Here is a 19,966-nt window from a genome sequence, read left to right on the forward strand (position 1 = left end):
TGCACCACCAGGGAGGTGGAGCCAAACACTTCCGCCTGCAGGGCGTCATCCTTGAGGAAGTCCTGGGCGTCGGCCACGAACAGCCCTGCCTGACACTGGTTGGGACCGTCGCCTGCCGGGCCGCGCGCCACTTCCCGGGCACTCTGGCTATCCGCCAGGGTCTTCACGCCCTGGGTGTAGGCGTCATGAATGCCGGGGGTCAGCATGGTCTGGGCGGAGGCCGACCGGATCGTCTCGGCGGCGGCCTCGACGAAGCCGTCCAGCGCCGGGCCCTTGACCGCGATGACCAGGCCTGGATTGGTGCAGAACTGGCCGGCGCCCATGGTCAGTGAACCGATAAAGGCCTCGCCCAGCTCCCGGCCACGGGCCTTGAGGGCCTCGGGCAGCAGGAACACCGGGTTGATCGAGCTCATCTCGGCGTAGACGGGAATCGGCTCGGGGCGTGCCTGCGCGGTCTGCATCAGCGCGGTACCGCCACTGCGGGAACCGGTGAAGCCCACGGCCTTGATCCGCGGATCGCTGACCAGGCCCTGACCCACTTCACGACCGGAGCCATAGAGCAGCGAGAACACGCCTTCGGGCAGCTCGCAGCGGGCCACCGCCTTTTGCACCGCGCGACCAACCAGCTCGGAAGTGCCGGGGTGGGCCGAGTGGGCCTTGACGATGACCGGGCAGCCAGCGGCCAGGGCCGAGGCGGTATCACCACCGGCCACCGAGAAGGCCAGCGGGAAGTTGGAGGCGCCGAATACCGCCACCGGCCCCAGCGGGATCTGGCGTTGACGCAGGTCGATCCGGGGCAGCGGCTGACGCTCGGGCAGGGCCGGATCATGGCGCACGTCCAGCCATTCGCCGGCACGCACGACGGAGGCGAACAGCCTGAGCTGGCCGCAGGTGCGTCCGCGCTCGCCGTTCAGGCGGGCCTGGGGCAGGCCGGACTCCTGCATGGCGCGTTCGATCAGGGCATCGCCGAGGGCTTCGATTTCATCGGCGACGGTCTCGAGGAAGGTCGCACGGGTCTCGAGGCTGGTCTCGCGATAGCGATCGAAGGCGGCCCAGGCCAGCTCGCAGGCCTGGTCGACTTCGGCCTTCGAGCCGGCGGCGTAGCCGGGCTCCAGGGTCTCGCCGGTAGCCGGATTGATGGCATGGATGGCCTTGCCGCTGGCCGCCACAGCCTGGCTGCCAATGAGTTGCTTGCCTTGCAGAGTCATGAAAAGGTCTCCTGTGATGGGTCGCGTGCGCGCTGACAGCGGACTATCAACGCGCTGTCAGCGGACTATCAGCGCGCTATCAACGCACTATCAGCGGACTAAGGCCGGGCGCTTGGGATCAAACTCCCAGCCGTCGATCAGATACTGCATGGCCATGGCATCGTTACGGCTGGTGACATCCAGACGCTGGTACTTTTGGTGGGCTTCCATCAGCTTGTCATCATCAATCTCGACGCCAAGGCCTGGGGTGGTCGGGACCTTCAGCTTGCCGCCCTCGATCTTGAACGGGTGCTTGGTGATACGCTGCCCGTCCTGCCAGATCCAGTGTGTATCAATGGCCGTGATGTTGCCGGGGCACGCCGCCGCAACGTGGGTCATCATGGCCAGCGAGACATCGAAATGGTTGTTGCTGTGGGAGCCCCAGGTCATGCCCCACTCATGGCACAGCTCACCCACCGCTACCGCTCCCTGCATGGTCCAGAAGTGGCAGTCCGCCAGCGGAATGTCGACCGCGTTAAGCTGCACCGCCAGCTTCAATTGGCGATAGTCGGTGGCGATCATGTTGGTCGCGGTGGCAAGACCGGTACGACGCTTGAACTCGGCCATGGTCTCGCGCCCGGAGTAGCTGCCTTCCTGACCGCAGGGGTCTTCAGCATAGCTCAGGATATCCTTGATCGGCTCAAGCACGCGTACCGCCTCCTCCAGCGACCAGGCGCCGTTGGGGTCCAGGGTCAGACGTGCGTCAGGGAAGGCCTCGTGCAGGGCTCGGATGCAGTCGGCCTCTTCTTCGCCGCGCAGCACCCCGCCCTTCAGCTTGAAGTCCTTGAAGCCGTAGCGGTCGTAAGCCGCCTTGGCCAGATTCGCCACCGCCTCAGGGGTCATCGCCTTCTGGTAGCGCACCTCATCCCAGGCGTCTACCGGGTCAGCCACCTTGGGATAGGGCAAGTCGGTCTTGTCTGGGTCCCCCAGCAGGAACAGATAGCCCAGTGCCTCGACCTCATCACGCTGGCGCCCGTACTGGCCCAGCAGATCCGCCACCGGCATCCCGAGTGCCTGACCGAACAGGTCATAGAGCGCCGACTCGATGGCGGTGATCACGTGCACTGCCACCCGCAGGTCGAAGGTCTGACGACCGCGCTCTTCCGGGCCATTGCGAGACAGCACCTGGCGAGCCTGGCTCAGTACCTGCTTGACCTCATTGACTCGGGCCCCTTCCACCAGGGAGCGACACTGCTCGAGCCCCTTGAGGATACCGTCGCTGGAGGGAATCTCCCCCACCCCGCGATTGCCTGAGGCGTCTTCCAGCACCAGCACGCAGCGAATGAACCAGGGCGCATGTCCGCCGCTCAGGTTCAGCAAAAAACCGTCTTTACCGGCAACCGGCACGATGTTCATCTTGGTGATCTTGGGGAACATGACTACATGGCCTCTTGGTCGTTCGAATCGAAAAGGATGAAGCGCTCAGGTCACCGGCGCAGGGTTGAACAGCACCAGGTCGTTGTAGAGTCCCAGGCGGTCAGCGGCGACCTGGTGGCGTCCGCTGGCGACCTCGAGGATCAACTCGAACAGCTCCCAGCCGATGTCCTCGATGCTGGCCTCGCCGGTGGCAATGCGCCCGGCATCCAGGTCAATCAGGTCGTGCCAGCGCCGTCCCAGCGTGGAGTTGGTGGACACCTTGATCACCGGCGTCATCGCCAGGTTGTAGGGCGTTCCACGCCCGGTGGTGAACACCTGAAGATTCATGCCTGCCGCCGCCTGCAGGGTGCCGCAGATAAAATCGCTGGCGGGAGTGGCGGCAAAGGTCAGGCCGCGCTTGCGCAGGCGCTCGCCAGGGCCGATGACGTCCACAATGGGGGAGTTTCCGGACTTGATCACCGACCCCAGCGCCTTCTCGACGATGTTACTGAGCCCACCTTTCTTGTTGCCCGGTGATGGGTTGGCGCTGCGGTCTGCCTGGCCTTGGGCGAGATAGTCGTCGTACCACGCCATCTGGTCGATCAGCGCCTGACCAACCTGGCGGTCGACGGCTCTCGGCGTCAACAGGTGGATGGCATCACGCACCTCGGTCACTTCGGAGAACATCACACTACCGCCGGCCCTTACGATAAGGTCCGTGGCAAAGCCTACCGCCGGATTGGCGGTCACCCCGGAAAACGCATCACTGCCGCCACACTGCATGCCCACCGTCAGCTCGGACACCGGGCAGGTTTCGCGACGACGCCGGTTCAGGCGTTCAAGGTGACGCTCGGCCATTTCCATGATGCCTTCGACCATCTCGCCGAAGCCCTCGAAGGACTCGTGCTGCAGGCTAAGCACGTTGGCATCGTCGTTGGTCTCGTCGTGCGTCAAGGCATCGGCGCTGCGCTCGAAGATCTTGACCGGCGCATCGTCGATCAGGGTCGAGGGCTGAAGCTTCTCGCAGCCCAGGCCGATGACCATCACCTCGCCACCAAAATTGGGGTTGCGCGCCAGGTTCTTGAGCGTGCGAATCGGCACTATCGCGGCAGGCGCGCCGATGGCAACGCCACAGCCGTAGCTGTGGTTAAGCCCGACCACGTCATCGACATGGGGAAAGCGCGGCAACAGTTCGCGCTTGATCCTGGCCACCACGTGATCCACCGTTCCCGCCACGCACTGCACGCTGGTGGTGATTCCCAGCACATTGCGTGTGCCGACGCTGCCATCGGGATTGCGAAACCCTTCGAAGGTATAGCCTTCCAGTGGCTCCACGGGGGGCGCTTCACGGGTCGCCAGCGGCAGTTCATCAAGGGTTGGCGGGATCGGCAGGCGGACGTTGTTCTCGTTGACATGGCCACCACGAGCAATGGCTGACAGCGCCGTGCCGATGACCTCGTTGTAGCGAATGATCCGCTCGCCCTCGCCGATGTCGGTCAGCGCCACCTTGTGGCCCTGGGGGATATCCACCCCCAGCACCACTCCGTCGTCCAGTCGCGTACCGGCAGGCAAGCCGCCCTGGCCGACCACAATCGCCACGTTATCGCTGGGATGGACGCGGATGACACGGCTTTGATTCACCTGGTTGTTAGCCGTCATGGCGATCTCCTTGCTGGGTGCTGCCGGTGACCTGGCTCAGCTCCATCTTCTGGCGCGCACGACTCTTCAGTCCGAGCACGATGGAGAAGCCAATCGACGCCGCGATCAACAGCCACAGCACGACCGCAATGGGGCTCTTGGTAAAGAAGATGGAGTAGGTGCCGAAGGACTCGAGGCTCTTGACGAAGTAGACCTCGGCGGAGCTACCCAGGATAAAGCCGATGATCAGCGGCGCGACCTCCAGTCCAATCTTCTCGATCAGATAGCCAAAGATGCCGAAGATCAGCAGCGTCCAGACATCGAACATGATGCCGTAGTTGATCGCGTAAGCGCCCACCACACACATCATCACGATAATGGGATACAGGATGTACTTGGGCACCAGTACCACCCTGGCGATGTACTTGATGGCGTAGAACATCAGGAAAAACATGACGACGTTGGCAAACACCAGCGCGATCATCATCACCGTCCAGGTATCCTGGTTTTCAGGAATGAACAGCGGCCCGACCTGGATCCCCTGAAGGGTGAAGGCACCAATCAGCACCGCCGTAGTGGAGTCGCCGGGAATCCCCAGGGACAACAGCGGTATCAGTGCGCCACCGGTGAGTGCATTGTTGGCCGACTCCGAGGCAATCAACCCCTGGGGAGCGCCCTTGCCCATCTCGCTCGAGTCCCGAGACAGGTTCTTTTCCTGGGTGTAGGCCAGTACCGAAGCAGCGCTGCCGCCGACTCCCGGCAGCATGCCAACGAAGGTGCCGATAAACGAGGAGCGTGTCAGGTTGGTAAGGCGCCCCTTGAACAGCCCAAGGGAAAAACCACCGCCTTTACCCATGTCGAGCTTGGCGCCGGACAGGCCGCTTTTCACGCCCTTTTCCGCTTCCAGCAGGATCGTCGAGATACCAAAGATCCCGATCAATACCGGCAGCAGCGAGAAGCCATCCACCAGGTAGGGCTCAAGAGCATCAAACATCAAGCGGGTCTTGCCGTTGCCGCCATCAGACAGGCTGTAGGTACCGATCAGACTGAGCCAGATACCGATAACGCCGCTGAAGATGCCAATCAGCATGTTGCTCGACATCGACGCAATCACCGTCAGCGCCAGCAAGATAATCAGAAACTTCTCGACATAGGAGAACTTGATCGAGAATTCCGCCAGCAGCGGGGCAAAGAAGAACAGTACCATTGCACTGATCAGCCCCCCCACCAGGGAAGACACCACGCAGACGCGCAGCGCCATTTCCCCCAGCCCCTTCTGGGCCATGGGATAACCATCGAATGTCGTGGTGATGGAGGACGGCGTTCCCGGAATATTGAGCAGCACGGCAGGTACCATGCCGCCGGAAATGCCGCCGACATAGAGACCAAGCAACAGCGCCAGGCCGTGCTCCAGTCCGAGGGCATAGGTCAGCGGCAGGCACACCGCCACCGCCATGGTCGCGGTCATGCCGGGTATGGCGCCGAAGATGATACCAATCAGCGTGCCGATCGATGCCAGCAAGAAAAAGGTGATATCGAGGTAGGACAGGATTTCCATGGGTCAACGCTCCCCTACGGCAAGGTGATGTAGAACAGCTTGGCGAAGATCAGCCAGGCCAGGGATGGCGCCACCACGGCATTGATGGCGGCGGTGATCACCTTGCGGCGGGTTCGGGTATGCATGTACATCATCGACATCAGAAACAGAAAGACGATGGACACGAACAAGAAGCCATAGCCGGTGTAGGGAAACAGGTTGCCCACCACTGACATCAGCGCGAAATAGCCGACAATCAGCACCAGCGTGCCGAAGAAACGAACTCCATCCATGCACTCGCCGATGATCGGCAGCGTCTTTTCTCCGCGCTTGACCGCGGCGAGAAAGGGCACAAGACGAAACACCACGACCAGGGCAAACAGCAGTGCCAGCGCCCAATGAATGATCGTGGGAAAAAACAGATGAGACGAGTCGAAGTCGATCGACACACTCAGCGGGGAGGTTTCCATAGCGGCTCCTTGAAGGCCTGTCGGGAGAGCCTTGCAAGATGAGGTGACAGTGAAGGCGCCGGCGACGGGTCGCCGCCGGCCCTTCTCGATCGGTCAGCAGATCACGGCTTGATGCTGTCGATGATCTCGGCGTAACGATCTGCCTTTTCGCGCAGGTGAGCCTGGGCTTCGTCGGACGGCATGAAGTCGGGGATAAAGAACGACTGCTTTTGGGTTTCCTGGATCTCGCCCTCGGCGTAGATCTCGGCCAGGGTGGCGTCGATCTGCTCGACGATTTCGGGATTCATGTCCTTGTTGTAAAGGAAGAAGAATTCCTTATCGAAGGCGAAGTTCCCGGCGTCGCCCATAGTCACCTCGACGTTGGGCTCGACGAACTGAAGCAGGGTCTCGCGATCGGTCTGACCCAGTCCCTCTTCATGGGCTTGCTGCAGCGTGTCGTGACGCGCCGTCAGCCAGACAAAGCGCATCGCCTTCTGGTCATCTTCTGGCAGGCGGGTGTACTGCTCGTTGGCCTGCACCGAGCCATTGATCAGGTCAGCCTGGTCATCAAACAACAGCTGGTTCTTATCTGCCTGGGAGCCGGTGTTCACCGCTACCAGGTTCTCCTCACTACCAGGGTGCTCGATGCGAATCGCATTCTTCAGCGCGGTGTAGCCGATCTCCGAGACGCCACCCGGTTGAATGGCCACACGTACCGTCTCGCCGCTGCCTACCGCCTCGATGATGTCGTCCAGGCTTTGGTACGGCGAGTCCTTCGGTACCAGGTAGGCGTTGCCGGGATTGATGGCGATGGTCGGCCCGATGATGTAGTTCTCGAACGGATCCTTGTAGCCCTCGACCCCATACTGATGTCCCAGATAGGCCTGATCGTGGAAGATCATCAGGGTATTGCCACGGGGGTCACGATCCAGGGCTCGATAGGCGGCACTGACACCCACCGCGTCAACCTTCATGTTCAGGTCCAGCGCCTCGGACAGCTGGTCGACCACGATGGCGGAATTCTGGTAGGTATCGCCCCCGGTGGAGCTCGAGCCGATGACCACGCGAATGTTGCCGCGCAGCGGGCCGTCAGCGGCCAGTGCCACGCTGCTCGACAGGGCCATGGAGGCCGCCAGAGCGGTGGTGGCCAGGGTAATGGAGAGTCTTGGCATGCTCATGGAGTCACCTGATTGAAATGGTTGTGGGTGGCTTCGTGCTTGGCCCTGCAAGCAGGGCCGGGGGCGGATATTCCGCCAGGAGAATCAGAAGGAACGGGCGCGCTCGATCAGCTGTTCGAGCTGCTTGCGCTCGTCCGCCGTCGGCATCTCGAGCGGCGCACGCACAGAGCCGGACGAACGGCCGATCAGGTCGGTGCCGGCCTTGATCAGGCTGACCGCGTAGCCAGCCTTGTTGTCACGCAGGGCAACGAATGGCAGGAAGAACTCGCGGGAGATCTTGCGCACAGTGTCGGTATCACCGCCGCGCAGTGCCTTGTAGAAGGTCACCGCCATGTCCGGCACGAAGTTGAACACCGCACTGGAATAGGTATTCACCCCCATGGCCAGGTAAGACTCGGCGATGATCTCGGCAGTCGGCACTCCGCCCACGTAGGCCAGGCGTTCGCCGACGGTCTTGATCACCCGGTTGAGCGCCTGCATGTCGCCCTTGCCGTCCTTGAGCCCTACCAGATTGGGATGGGCATCGGCCAGACGCTTCACCGACTGAGGGTTCAGCACCCCATTGCCACGGTTGTAGTAGATCACGCTGATGCTGGTAGACGCACAAATCTGTCCGGCATACTCCACCAGGCCGTCCTGGGGACACTCGGTCAGGTAAGGAGGCATCAGCAGAATGCCGTCGGCTCCCTCTTCTTCTGCAATGCGGGCGAATTCACTCCCGGTCGCCACGCTGAGGCCTGCGCTGGCAATCACCGGCAGCTTGCCGTCAACCACTTCCACTGCCAGCCGCACAATCTCACGAAACTCCTGGATCGAGAGATTGAAGAACTCTCCCGTGCCGCCAGCCACGAATACCGCCGAAATCTCGTGGCTGATAAACCACTCAAGGCGCTGACGATAGCTGTCGGCGTCAAAGCGGCCCTGGTCATCAAAATCGGTGACGGGAAATGACAGCAGACCATCGCTGATCGCCTGCTTGACCTGTGCATGGGTAAATTTCACCGGGACGTCCTCCTGTCTTCATGTCGTTGCGTCTTCGCAACACCTGTCGCATCACACTTCACATGGCGAGACGTGAGGGTCTCGACGCCCTCAAGTCATACATCATACAAAGTACAAGCTAGACACTTGCGTCCTGACTGACAAGAGGCGTTATGGTAGATTGAGACCAAAGTTCAAGGCGCGCACCCAGCTCCGTCGTGGGACATCTCATGGACGAATCAGCGCCTGACACGGAGGCTTTCAAGCGCACCCATGACCCTGCTCGACGTCTTTGTCTCGACGCTGAACATCAGCCTGCCGGTATTCGCCATGGTGTTTATCGGTATCGGCCTGAAGCGCCTGGGCTGGATCGACCAGTCCTTCGTCAACACCGCCTCTCGGCTGGTCTTCCGCGGCACCCTGCCGGTCATGCTGTTCCTCAGCCTGATTCATACCGACATCGCCCAGACCCTCAACCCCTGGATGCTGCTCTATTTCGGCCTGGCCACCTTGGCGAGCTTCATCCTCAGCTGGGGCTATGCCGCGCTCAGGGTCAAGCGCCATCGGCGTGGCGTCTACGTGCAAGGCGCCTTCCGCGGCAACTGCGGGGTGGTGGGGCTCGCGCTTGCCGCCGGCATGTACGGTGATGTCGGGCTGTCGTTGGGCAGCTTGCTGCTGAGCGTGGTGATCTTGAGCTACAACATCCTGTCGGTCGTGGTACTGGCTGCCTACCAGCTGGATGAGCATGGCGAGCGTCGGGCCATCGACTGGAAGAGCATTCTCCGCCACATCCTGACCAACCCACTGATCCTGGCCGTGGTGGCGGCATTACCGCTGGCGGCCCTGGGCATTCAATTGCCCGCCTGGCTCGAAACCAGCGGTGACTACTTTGCTTCCTTGACGCTGCCCCTGGCCCTGATCTGTATCGGCGCCACCATCTCGACCCGAGCGCTGAAAAACAGTTACCGTACCGCCGTCAGCGCGAGCCTGGCGAAGATGGTGGTGATTCCCCTCCTGGCAACCCTGGGGGCCATGGCGGCAGGGTTTCGCGGGCCAGAGCTCGGCGTGCTGTTTCTGTACTTCGCCAGCCCCACCGCCGCCGCCGCCTTCGTCATGGCCAAGGCCATGGGCGGCGACGAGACGCTGACCGCCAACATCATTGCCTTGACCACCCTGATGGCCAGCATCAGCGTGACGCTAGGCGTGTTTATCCTGCGGATCAATGGGCTGATTTAATTCAGGAGCTGGCTCAGGGGCTGGCTCAGGAGCTGGCTCAGGAGCTGGCTTAGCGGCTGGCCTGCGTGCCCTCGACCACCTCGAACTGCTCGATGCCTCCGCCCTCGCGGGTCGCTTCTGCGGGCAGCGGATTGGCGTGGGCGCGCTTGAAGTCATCGCTGCCGACCCAGGCACGAAAGGCGGCCTGGCTTTCCCACTCGGTTTCCACCACGTATGGCGCCTGGTTACCGAGTGGGCGCAGCACACGCATGGCAATGAAGCCTGGCTGCGCGTCGATCTCACCGGCTCGACGGCGAAAGCGCTCTTCAAACTCCGCCTCGAAACCCTCGTTGACATAGATACGATTGTTGACGATAAAACTCATGGTCATTCCTGTGGCGAGAAAGTGAGCCGCCCAAGGCGGCAGACGTACGCAAGGACATCAGGCAAGCGAAGCCGGGTGGGTCATGGACACCAAGCGCGCACAGCCCGCGGCATAGATATCCGCCTCCAGCTCCGCTATCGCGGCAGTGGCAAAGCCCACTCCGGCCTGCTCTCGACCCTCGACCAGCAGCCCCGTCAGGCATGCCACCAGCGGCATATGGCTGACCAGCAACAGCGGCGCCTCACCGGCGTTGAGGGTCAGCCAGTCCACCGCTGCCTCGGGCGGGTCATCCGGCGTGATGATCTCCAGGGTATCCATGCTGATGTTGCCCGGTAGCATCTCCATCACCAGCGCCGCCGTCTGCTGGGCGCGGACGAACGGGCTCACCAGGACCCGCAGGTTCGCCACATCGATATCGCTGCGGTCAGCCAGCCAGCGACCCATGGCACGTGCCTCATCTTCTCCGCGCTCGGTCAGACGTCGCTCGTGATCAGGATAGCCAGGGGCGGCCTCACCGTGACGCATGATCAACAGCTCAGCCATGACGAGCCTCCGTGTCACGACGGTCCTGCTTGACGTCTTCCCGCGGAAGCACAAACTCGACGTCGCTGCTCTGCTCGTTGCGCATCAAGAGCTTGGCCATGTCTCTGGCCGGAACACCGCGGAACAACACCTGATACAGGCCCTCCGCCAACGGCATGTAGACCCCTTCGGCATCGGCCTTGTCACGTACCAGCTTCACGGTATTGACGCCTTCGGCCACCTGGCCAAGGGATGCCACCGCATCATCGAGGGACTGCCCCTTGCCCAGGGCAAAGCCAACGCGATAGTTGCGCGACAGCTCCGATGAACAGGTCACGATCAGGTCACCCACTCCAGCGAGCCCCAGGAACGTCATGGGATTGGCCCCCTGAGACACCGCGAAGCGGCTCATCTCGGCCAGCGCCCGGGTCATCAGCATGCTGCGGGTGTTTTCCCCCATGCCCAGCGCCGCGGCCATGCCGGCGGCGATGGCATAGATGTTTTTCAGCGCGCCGCCAAGCTCCACGCCATAGCGATCATTGCTGGCATAGACACGGAAATAGTCGCAGCCAAGCACCGCTTGAACACGGGCACGGGTCTCGGCGTCGTGGCTGGCAATCACGGTGGCGGTCAGCTGTTTCTGAGCCACCTCCGATGCCAGATTGGGTCCAGACAGGACGCCTACATGGGTAAAGCCGGTCTCATCCTCGAGAATCTGGCTCATCAGCTTGAAGCCTTCTTCCTGGATGCCCTTGGTGGTGCTGACCAGGATCTGCTCCGGCGTCAGAAAGGCACGAGCTTGTCTCACGACATCGGCAAACGCCTTGGAAGGAATCGCTACCAGCACCAGGGAGGCCCCCTCCAGCACCCACTCAAGCTGCGTGGACGCCTCTACCCGAGGATTGATGGCATAGTCGGGCAAGTAGCGGGGATTGCGATGATCGCGGTTGATGCTGTCTACCAGCGAGGCATCCCTGAGCCACTGGCGCACCTGACAGCCGTTATCGGCCGCGATACTGGCCAGCGCCGTGCCAAAACTGCCCCCTCCCAGCACCGCTACCCGGGTGTCCTTGTCGGTCATGCTCGCTCCGCAGTCGATGAGTCCACAAGGATTGTACCGAATAATAGACCCGCAGCGAGACGCATCATCCAGACCTTGCCTACCCCATACCGAAAAACGACAACGCCCCTTCAACAGGGGCGTCGGCGGGCCCCTCAAACAAAGAGGGGCGTCGGCGGGCCCCTCAAACAAACAGGGGCGTCGGCGGGCCCCTCAAACAAACAGGGGCGTCGGCGGGCCCCTCAAACAAACAGGGGCGGCAGCGGGCCTCTCAAACAAAGAGGGGCGTCGGCGGGCCCCTCAAACAAAGAGGGGCGTCGGCGGGCCCCTCAAACAAAGAGGGGCAGCAGCGGGCCCCTTAAGCAACAGGGGCGTCGGCGGACCCCTGAAGCAGCAGGGGCCTCTCAGATCAATCGATCAACGGTACCAGCGAATCAATGCTGGCTCGTGCATCGCCGTAGAACATCCGCGTGTTTTCCTTGTAGAACAGCGGATTCTCGATACCGGAATAGCCGGTACCCTGGCCACGCTTGCACACGAACACCTGCTTGGCTTCCCACACCCTGAGTACCGGCATGCCGGCAATGGGGCTATTGGGATCTTCCTGAGCCGCCGGGTTCACGATGTCGTTGGAGCCAATGATGATCACCACATCGGTAGAAGCGAAGTCATCATTGATTTCGTCCATCTCCAGCACGATGTCGTAAGGCACCTTGGCCTCAGCCAGCAGCACGTTCATGTGGCCAGGCAGACGTCCGGCTACCGGGTGGATGCCAAAGCGCACTTCCTTGCCGGCAGCACGCAGCTTGCGTACCAGCTCGCTGACGGCATTCTGCGCCTGGGCCACCGCCATGCCGTAGCCCGGCACGATGATGACGCTGTCGGCATCATTGAGGGCACTACCCACGCCGCCCGCATCAATGGCGATCTGCTCGCCCTCGATCTCCTGAGCCGGCCCCTGAGTGCCACCGAAGCCCCCCAGGATGACGCTGACGAAGTTGCGGTTCATCGCCTTGCACATGATGTACGAGAGGATGGCACCGGAAGAGCCGACCAGGGCACCGGTAACGATCAGCAGATCATTGGACAGGGTGAAGCCGATGGCGGCCGCGGCCCAGCCCGAGTAGCTGTTGAGCATCGACACCACCACCGGCATGTCCGCACCGCCGATCCCGAGGATCAGGTGCCAGCCGATGAAGAACGCCAGGGCAGCGATCAGCAGCAGCGTCCAGAAGCCCGCACCATTGAGGTAGGCAATGGCCAGTACCAGCGAGAGTGCAGCAGCACCGGCGTTAAGCGCATGGCCGCCGGGATACTTCTTGGGCTTGCCGTCGATCTTGCCGGACAGCTTGCCAAAGGCGATCACCGAGCCGGTAAAGGTTACCGCACCGATAAACACCCCCAGCACCACCTCGACCTGGAGAAAGGTCAGCTCCGCCGCGGTCTTGTGGGCCAGGGTGGCAGCAAAGGCGGACAGACCGTCGAGGGACTCGCCTGCGGCCTTGAGATCCAGCACTCGGGCGCGCTCCATTTCGGCGTTCCAGCCGACGAACACCGCCGCCAGACCGACGAAGGAGTGAAGAGCCGCCACCAGCTGCGGCATCTGTGTCATCTCGACCCGCTTGGCCACCAGCGTGCCGACGACGGCACCGATGATCATCATCGGAATCATCAGCCAATAGTTGCCGATGTTCGGGCCCAGCATGACCGAAAACACGGCCAGCGCCATGCCGACGATGCCATACCACACCGCGCGCTTGGCCTTCTCCTGGTTGCTGAGTCCCCCCAGCGAAAGGATAAACAGCACACTCGCCGCGATCGCCGCGGCGGTTACGAATTGTTGTCCTAGCATTTCGTCTCTCCGCGGTTCAGGACTTCTGGAACATGGCCAGCATCCGGCGTGTCACCAGAAAGCCACCCACGACGTTGATGGAAGCGATCAATACCGAGATGGCTGCCAGCAGGGCGACCAGCCAGCTGCCGGATCCCACCTGAAGCACGGCGCCGAGAATGATGATCCCGGAGATCGCGTTGGTCACCGCCATCAGCGGCGTGTGCAGAGAATGACTGACGTTCCAGATCACCTGGAAACCGACGAAACACGACAGCGCGAAGACGATGAAGTGCTGCATGAAAGAGGCCGGTGCCACCAGACCCAGCAAGCCCATGATGACGCCGCCGACCACCAGCATGGCGACCTGGCTCTTGGTCTGCTTCATGAAGGCAGCGTGCTCAGCAGCCTTGCGCTCTTCCGGAGTCGGCTCCTTTTCCTTCGGCTTGGGCTTGGCCGCAGCAATCGCCTTGACCTTGGGCGGCGGCGGCGGAAAGGTGACCTCGCCCTGGTGGGTCACGGTGGCCCCACGGATGACATCATCTTCCATGTCATGAACGATCTGCCCGTCCTTCTCCGGGGTCAGGTCGGTCAGCATGTGGCGGATGTTGGTGGCATACAGCAGCGATGACTGGGTGGCCATGCGCGACGGGAAGTCGGTATAACCAACCACGATAACGCCGTTATCGGTGACAACGCGCTCGTCGGCCACGGTCAGGTCACAGTTGCCCCCCTTCTCGGCGGCCAGATCGACCACCACCGAGCCGGGCTTCATGGCCTTGACCATATCCTCGAGCCACAGCTTGGGCGCTGGGCGTCCAGGAATCAGGGCGGTGGTGATGACGATGTCCACCTCGGGTGCCTGCGCCCGGAACAGCTCCAGCTGCTTCTCGCGGAACTCGGGGCTCGAGGGGGCAGCGTAGCCACCGCTTTCGGAGCCATCCTGGGAGTCCTCGAAGTCGAGAAACAGGAATTCCGCGCCCATGGACTCGATCTGCTCGGACACTTCCGGACGGACGTCGAACGCTCGCACCACGGCACCCAGGCTGGTGGCGGTACCGATGGCAGCAAGACCCGCGACACCGGCACCGATGATCAGCACCTTGGCCGGCGGCACTTTGCCGGCGGCGGTCACCTGGCCGGTAAAGAAGCGGCCAAACTGATTGCCCGCCTCGATCACGGCGCGATAACCCGCAATGTTGGCCGTGGAAGACAGGGCATCCATCTTCTGGGCGCGGGAAATCCGCGGCACCATGTCCATGGCAATGACGCTGGCGCCCTTGTCCTTGCAGGTGTTCAGCATGTCTTCGTTCTGGGCCGGCCAGAAGAAGCTGATCAGCGTCTGGCCAGAGCGCAGCAGATCGGATTCCTGCTGCTGAGGCTCCCTCACCTTGACGACCACATCGGCCTGCTCGAACACCGCCTCCATGCTGTCGACGATGGTGACGCCAGCCGCTTCATAGGCCGCATCATTGAATCCGGCCGGCTCACCCGCGCCTGTCTCGATCAGGCATTCGTGCCCCAGCTTCTGAATGTGTCCGGCGCTTTCGGGCGTCAGCGCTACCCGCGCCTCGCCCTTGTGCCGTTCCCTCGGTGCTCCAATCTTCACAATGGATCTCCCATGTGGCCAACGTTATAGCGATTGCTTGTTATGGGTTCTTGTTATTGTCGTTTGCACCAGTGTTACCTCTACTGGCCGGTCTGCACAAGAGGGCAACGACAGTAAATTGTGCAGTGCAGCGTTAAAGCAAGCACCTGAATCCATTAAGAGAACCGGCGGCATGCGGGGTGTAAGCTTATGCCCTGCCGAGCGTCGAAGCCCGCCCTGTTCGGCGGCGTGGCGTGATCACACCACCTCTTGCGACAGTGCCTGCTACCCCGCGGGAGGTACCCTCATCACCACGATGCGACTTTCGTCGCACACCCCGCACCGAGTCGGAGCGGCTCAGGGGTGCAGGATGATCTTGGCGGCACCGGTGCGTCCATTGGCCAGTGCATGGAAGGCGTCGCCCCCCTCGCTGAGGGACCGATGCTCCACCCAGCTCAGCTCTCCCAGCGCCGACGCGTCCAACAGCGCTACCGCAGCATGCAGATCCTCGAGGCTGTAGGTGTAGGCCCCCAGAAAGCTGAGCTCCTTCAGGGTGATGGCACGGGTGTCGGTGACGCCTGCATTATCCTGAAGCCCCAGGTGCATGATCGCTCCGCCAGGACGGGTACAGGCCACCGCCATCTGGCGAGTCGGCCCCGCCCCCACGCAGTCGAAGACGGCCTCCACGGAGTTTTCGCCTGGCGCGGCTGAGAGTGGATCCAGCGCCTCGAGTCCCGCTCTTTCCGCCGTCTCGCGCCGCAGTGGGTTGAGGTCAGCGATGCGCAGGGAGCGCACCCCACGTCCGCGCAGTACCAGTGCGGTGATCAGCCCGATGGCTCCGGCACCGATGACCAGTACGCTGGACTCGGCCAACGGCCGATCGAGCACTCGCTCAAGACGGTGAATGCCGTGCAATGCCGTTGCCACGGGCTCGGTCATGGCCGCTACCTCGGCACTCAAGGTGGCAGGCAGCTCGATCAGGCTGCTGTCGGCGATAGTGACCGACTCGGCAAAGCTTCCCGGCCGGTTCATGCCAATCATGCTGCGGTTCTCGCACAGATTCTGGCGCCCAGAGCGACAGTAGCGACAATGTCCGCACACGATCAGCGGATTCATGGTGACTCGTCGCCCCTTCCAGGCACCTTCGACCACCCTTCCGGCCGCCTCGTGGCCCAGAATCATCGGCGGAACACGGCGCGGATCATGGCCATGATAAGCATGCAGGTCCGACCCGCAGATACCGGTTGCTTCAACCTGCACCCGTGACTCGCCCGGCGCCAGGGGCTGAAGTTCCGCCTGCTGCAGCGCCATGCGCTCATGCCCGGTATAGAACAAGGCTTGCATCCTGTTTCTCCTGGTTTACTTGGCGGTGAAACCGCCATCGACATGCAAGATCTGCCCGGTGACATAGGCCGATGCCGGTGATGCCAGAAAGACTGCCGGCCCCGCGATGTCCTCGAGCCGCCCGTTGCGTCCAATGGCGGTCTGGCGTGCCAACGCCTCGGATCGTTCAGCGTCGCCGAATACCGGCGAGGTGAGTTCGGTGGGGAAGAAGCCAGGCGCCAGCGCGTTGGCGTTGACCCCATGCCGCGACCAGGCCTCCGCCATGGCGCGCGTCAGCTGGGCAATTCCCCCCTTGGCCGCGCCATAGGGGGCGCTGTCGGGAAAGGCGCGACTCGACTGCAACGAGGCCAGGTTGATGATGCGGCCGTAGCCTGCCCGGCGCATGCCAGGCACCAGGGCTCGGGACAGGAAGAACGGGGTTCCCAGGTGCAACTGCAGCGTCAGTTCCCAGGCGGCAAGATCGACCTCGCCCATCGGCTGGCGCAGGTTGACCCCTGCCGCATTGACCAGAATGGTGGGCTCGCCGAAGGGTTCAGCGGCACGCCGCGCCACCTCGTCAAGCCCATGCGGGTCGGCCAGATCGGCAGCAAGAGCGGCCGCCTGGCCGCCCTCCCGACAGATCACATCAACGCCGTCGGCCAACGCCTCTGCTCGCCTGGCCGTCAACACGACCCGAGCACCACTCGCCGCCAGTGCTTCACCGATGGCGCGCCCCAGACCACTACTGCCCCCAGTGACCAGCGCCACCCGACCGGCTAGATGGAAGTCAGGACGCATGCTCATACCTCGTCTTCTACCGCCAGCTGGAAGGTTTCGTCGGGATAGTACTTGGCCAGACGGATGTCGCCGGTACGCGCGTGCCCCTCCATGCCCTCACAGCGGGAAAGTCGCGCGGCGGTGGCGGCAACGGTACGCGTGGCCTCACGGCTCTGACGCTGGTAGGTCACGATCTTGAGGAACTTCTGGGCGCACAGCCCGCCGGTGTAGCGCGCAGCACCCTTGGTCGGCAGGATGTGGTTGGTGCCAGAACACTTGTCACCAAAGGCCACCGACGCTTCCTCCCCCACGAACAGCGACCCGTAGCTGTTCAATCTCGCCATCCACCAGTCCAGGTCCTCGACCTGCAGCTCCAGGTGCTCGGAGGCATAGCGATCGCTGACCTCGACCGCCTCTTCACGGCTGTCGCATATGATGATTTCGCCGTAGTCGCGCCAGGCGGCATCCGCAGCCTTGCGCTGGGTGTCAGGCAACGCATCGATACGTGTCTGGATCCGCGCATCCACCGCTTCGGCCAGACGTCGGGACGTCGTGAACAGCCAGGCGGGGGAATCCGGGCCATGCTCTGCCTGGCCCACCAGGTCCTCCACCACGATGTCGGGGTCGGCGCTGTCATCGGCAATGATGCCGATCTCGGTAGGCCCGGCAAACATGTCGATGCCACAGCGGCCAAACAGCTGGCGCTTGGACTCTGCCACGAAGCGATTGCCGGGACCGACAAGGATGTCGGCAGGCTTGCCGGTGAACAGACCAAAGGCCATGGAGGCAATGCCTTGAACGCCACCCATCTGCAGAATGACGTCCGCTCCGGCCAGATCCATGGCATACAGGATCGCCGGATGAATGCCGTTCTCGTCACGGGGCACCGAACAGGCCACCACATTCTTGACGCCAGCCACCTTGGCCGTCGCCACGCTCATGATCGCCGAGGCGATATGGGCGTAACGTCCCCCTGGTACGTAGCAACCGGCCGTTTCCATGGGAATCAGCTTCTGGCCGGCAAACAAGCCGGGCGACAACTCGGTCTCGAACCCTTGAATGCTGTCACGCTGGGCAGCGGCGAAGCGGCTGACTCGCTCGTAGGCGAAGTGAATATCCTGCTTGAGCTGTTCTGGCACCTTTTCCTTGGCCGCTTCGATCTGGTCACGGCCGACGATCACATCACCGCTCCAACCATCGAGTTCGCGACAGTACTCCCGCGCCTTGTCCTCTCCTCCCGCTTCAATCTCGGCGAGCATGCGCGACACCACCTCGCGGGTCTGGTCGTCGTTGCTGGAGGCATTCTTGTCGGCTTGCTTGTAGTAATGAATTGCCATGATGTTTCTCCTAGAGGTGATCGGCCAATGTGGATCACCGCGCCTGCCTGGGCATGCGCAGCTCCAAGTAGGTGCCACCGGCTCGGCCGTCTAAGCCAGTGGCGTTGCTCACGTTGTGACGCATCAAGTCGTTGCGCTGCGGTACGTCGCATCCAATGTAAGCGCTTACAAATGACGCCTTAAAAGAGGGAGGCACAGGCGTCCTCCCTCGTCCATGTCGCTGTACCGTTATCCCAGCGCCCAGGTGGACAGCCACGGCAGATAGGCAATCATCAACACGACGATCAACATGCCGAGCACGAAGGGCACCGCGTAACGGGCAATCGCCAGCACCGAGCAGCGGGTCAGTCCTGACACCACGAACAGGTTGAGCCCCAGCGGTGGCGTGATAAAGCCAAGCCCCAGGGTGGTGACCATCAAGATGGCAAAGTGGAAGTCGTTCATGCCGGCCTCCTGAGCGACCGGCAACAGCAGCGGCGCCAGGATGACGATGTTGGGGGTGGTCTCCATGACACATCCCGCCAGTACCAGAATGCCGATCATCAGCAGGATCATCAGCCATGGTGCATCGGTGAGTCCGCTGATGCCGCTTACCAGCGTCTGGGGAATATCGAGACTGGCCAGGCTCTGCGCCAGCGGCAGCGATACCGCGATGATGGGCACGATGACGCCGCACACCCTGGCCGAGCTTTCCAGCATGCGCGGGATATCTCCCAGCGTCAGCCGCCCCTGGCGCAGACCGATGATGACCACTACCACCACGGCCACTGCGGCCGCTTCGGTAGGGGTGAAGATACCGGTATAGATGCCGCCCAGGATGACCACCGGCACAAACAGTGCCCAACGGGCATCCCATACGGTGTCGAGCCAGCGCTTCCAGGAAAATCGCTCTCGATCGCCTTCGAAGCCATAGCGCCGATTGAGCACCATATTGGTCGCCATGACCGAGATCATGACCATGACCCCGGGAATGGCCGCAGCCAGAAACAGCGTCGACGCCGACATGCCAAGTACCAGCCCCATGACGATGTAGGCAATCGAGGGAGGAATCAAAATGCCGGTACAGGCTCCCGAGGCGACCAGCGCACAGGCCGCCGGGAGCGGGTAGCCCCGCTCCACCAGGCGAGGAATGGTCATGCGGCCAACCGCCGCCGCGCCTGCCGCATCGGAGCCTGAGATACAGGCGAAAAAGCCGCAGCCCAGGGTGGTGGAGTTGCCAAGGCCCGTCTTGAGCCCTCCGACACTGGCCTCCGCCACATCGAGCAGTTTGCCGGACAGCCCTGAGCGCACCAAGGCGTCACCGGTGAGGATAAACAGCGGCACCGCAATCAGCGCGAAGGCATTGATCCCCTCGAACAGTGACTCACCGAAGACGGACAGTGGCAATGCCTCGGTGAAGGTCAACATGCCAAGCGTCCCGAGCCCTATGGCCACCCAGATGGGCACGCCAACCAGAATCATCACGACCAGGGCGGTCAGCGGCGCGTAGAAGGTCCAGTCAAGCGAGGCCGCAGCCTGCTGAAGTTCCATGAATTCCATGAC

Annotated in this window: 17 protein-coding genes; 1 reads left to right on the plus strand and 16 read right to left on the minus strand. The window is 62.4% G+C overall.

The window, feature by feature from the left end; all coding sequences use genetic code 11:
* The 7 genes from JF545_RS07420 to kdgD form a co-directional block, all read right to left on the minus strand.
* The coding region (locus tag JF545_RS07420) for an aldehyde dehydrogenase (NADP(+)) (protein WP_206940889.1) at window positions 1-1,208 on the minus strand (1,208 nt) is incomplete at its 3' end.
* A gap of 90 nt (window positions 1,209-1,298) precedes the next feature.
* Complete coding sequence (locus tag JF545_RS07425; protein WP_206940891.1) at window positions 1,299-2,624, minus strand: enolase C-terminal domain-like protein; 1,326 nt, start codon at window positions 2,622-2,624, stop codon at window positions 1,299-1,301.
* A gap of 45 nt (window positions 2,625-2,669) precedes the next feature.
* Window positions 2,670-4,262, minus strand: coding sequence for a galactarate dehydratase (garD, locus tag JF545_RS07430; protein WP_206940893.1), 1,593 nt, complete (start codon window positions 4,260-4,262; stop codon window positions 2,670-2,672).
* Entirely contained in the window at window positions 4,252-5,799 is a 1,548-nt protein-coding gene (locus JF545_RS07435; protein ID WP_206940895.1) for a tripartite tricarboxylate transporter permease, read from the minus strand. The genes garD and JF545_RS07435 overlap by 11 nt, the downstream gene beginning before the upstream one ends.
* A gap of 14 nt (window positions 5,800-5,813) precedes the next feature.
* Window positions 5,814-6,248: a tripartite tricarboxylate transporter TctB family protein gene (locus JF545_RS07440; RefSeq protein WP_206940897.1), complete on the minus strand. Its 435-nt coding sequence runs from the start codon at window positions 6,246-6,248 to the stop codon at window positions 5,814-5,816.
* A gap of 101 nt (window positions 6,249-6,349) precedes the next feature.
* The gene (locus JF545_RS07445) at window positions 6,350-7,405 is read right to left on the minus strand and encodes an ABC transporter substrate-binding protein (protein WP_206940899.1); all 1,056 of its coding nucleotides are present in this window, start codon (window positions 7,403-7,405) and stop codon (window positions 6,350-6,352) included.
* Window positions 7,406-7,489: 84 nt separating this feature from the next.
* Entirely contained in the window at window positions 7,490-8,407 is a 918-nt protein-coding gene (gene kdgD, locus JF545_RS07450; protein WP_206940901.1) for a 5-dehydro-4-deoxyglucarate dehydratase, read from the minus strand.
* Between the two features lie 252 nt (window positions 8,408-8,659).
* Here kdgD and JF545_RS07455 point away from each other — a divergent pair, with 252 nt between their 5' ends.
* The gene (locus JF545_RS07455; protein WP_206940903.1) at window positions 8,660-9,622 is read left to right on the plus strand and encodes an AEC family transporter; all 963 of its coding nucleotides are present in this window, start codon (window positions 8,660-8,662) and stop codon (window positions 9,620-9,622) included.
* Window positions 9,623-9,671: 49 nt separating this feature from the next.
* Here the strand turns inward: JF545_RS07455 and JF545_RS07460 are convergent, their stop codons facing one another.
* The 9 genes from JF545_RS07460 to JF545_RS07500 all read right to left on the minus strand — a co-directional run bounded on the left by JF545_RS07460 (window position 9,672) and on the right by JF545_RS07500 (window position 19,963).
* Window positions 9,672-9,986: an antibiotic biosynthesis monooxygenase family protein gene (locus JF545_RS07460; RefSeq protein WP_206940905.1), complete on the minus strand. Its 315-nt coding sequence runs from the start codon at window positions 9,984-9,986 to the stop codon at window positions 9,672-9,674.
* 57 nt (window positions 9,987-10,043) lie between these two features.
* A complete protein-coding gene (gene sixA / locus JF545_RS07465; RefSeq protein WP_206940907.1) occupies window positions 10,044-10,529 on the minus strand; it encodes a phosphohistidine phosphatase SixA in 486 nt (161 codons plus the stop codon).
* Window positions 10,522-11,589, minus strand: coding sequence for an NAD(P)H-dependent glycerol-3-phosphate dehydrogenase (locus JF545_RS07470; RefSeq protein WP_206940909.1), 1,068 nt, complete (start codon window positions 11,587-11,589; stop codon window positions 10,522-10,524). The genes sixA and JF545_RS07470 overlap by 8 nt, the downstream gene beginning before the upstream one ends.
* 388 nt (window positions 11,590-11,977) lie before the next feature.
* Entirely contained in the window at window positions 11,978-13,420 is a 1,443-nt protein-coding gene (locus JF545_RS07475; protein WP_206940911.1) for an NAD(P)(+) transhydrogenase (Re/Si-specific) subunit beta, read from the minus strand.
* Window positions 13,421-13,436: 16 nt separating this feature from the next.
* Window positions 13,437-15,008 (minus strand): Re/Si-specific NAD(P)(+) transhydrogenase subunit alpha, encoded by a 1,572-nt coding sequence (locus JF545_RS07480; protein WP_206940913.1) that lies wholly within the window; start codon window positions 15,006-15,008, stop codon window positions 13,437-13,439.
* 336 nt (window positions 15,009-15,344) lie between these two features.
* The gene (locus JF545_RS07485; RefSeq protein WP_206940915.1) at window positions 15,345-16,331 is read right to left on the minus strand and encodes an alcohol dehydrogenase catalytic domain-containing protein; all 987 of its coding nucleotides are present in this window, start codon (window positions 16,329-16,331) and stop codon (window positions 15,345-15,347) included.
* Window positions 16,332-16,346: 15 nt separating this feature from the next.
* Complete coding sequence (locus tag JF545_RS07490; RefSeq protein ID WP_206940917.1) at window positions 16,347-17,114, minus strand: SDR family NAD(P)-dependent oxidoreductase; 768 nt, start codon at window positions 17,112-17,114, stop codon at window positions 16,347-16,349.
* Window positions 17,111-18,424, minus strand: coding sequence for a histidinol dehydrogenase (gene hisD, locus JF545_RS07495; RefSeq protein WP_206940920.1), 1,314 nt, complete (start codon window positions 18,422-18,424; stop codon window positions 17,111-17,113). Before hisD ends, JF545_RS07490 begins: the two co-directional genes overlap by 4 nt.
* A gap of 228 nt (window positions 18,425-18,652) precedes the next feature.
* Entirely contained in the window at window positions 18,653-19,963 is a 1,311-nt protein-coding gene (locus JF545_RS07500) for a TRAP transporter large permease (protein WP_206940921.1), read from the minus strand.
* Window positions 19,964-19,966: the final 3 nt, after the last annotated feature.

This window comes from Halomonas litopenaei (assembly GCF_017303055.1).
GTDB classification, from domain to species: domain Bacteria; phylum Pseudomonadota; class Gammaproteobacteria; order Pseudomonadales; family Halomonadaceae; genus Halomonas; species Halomonas litopenaei_A.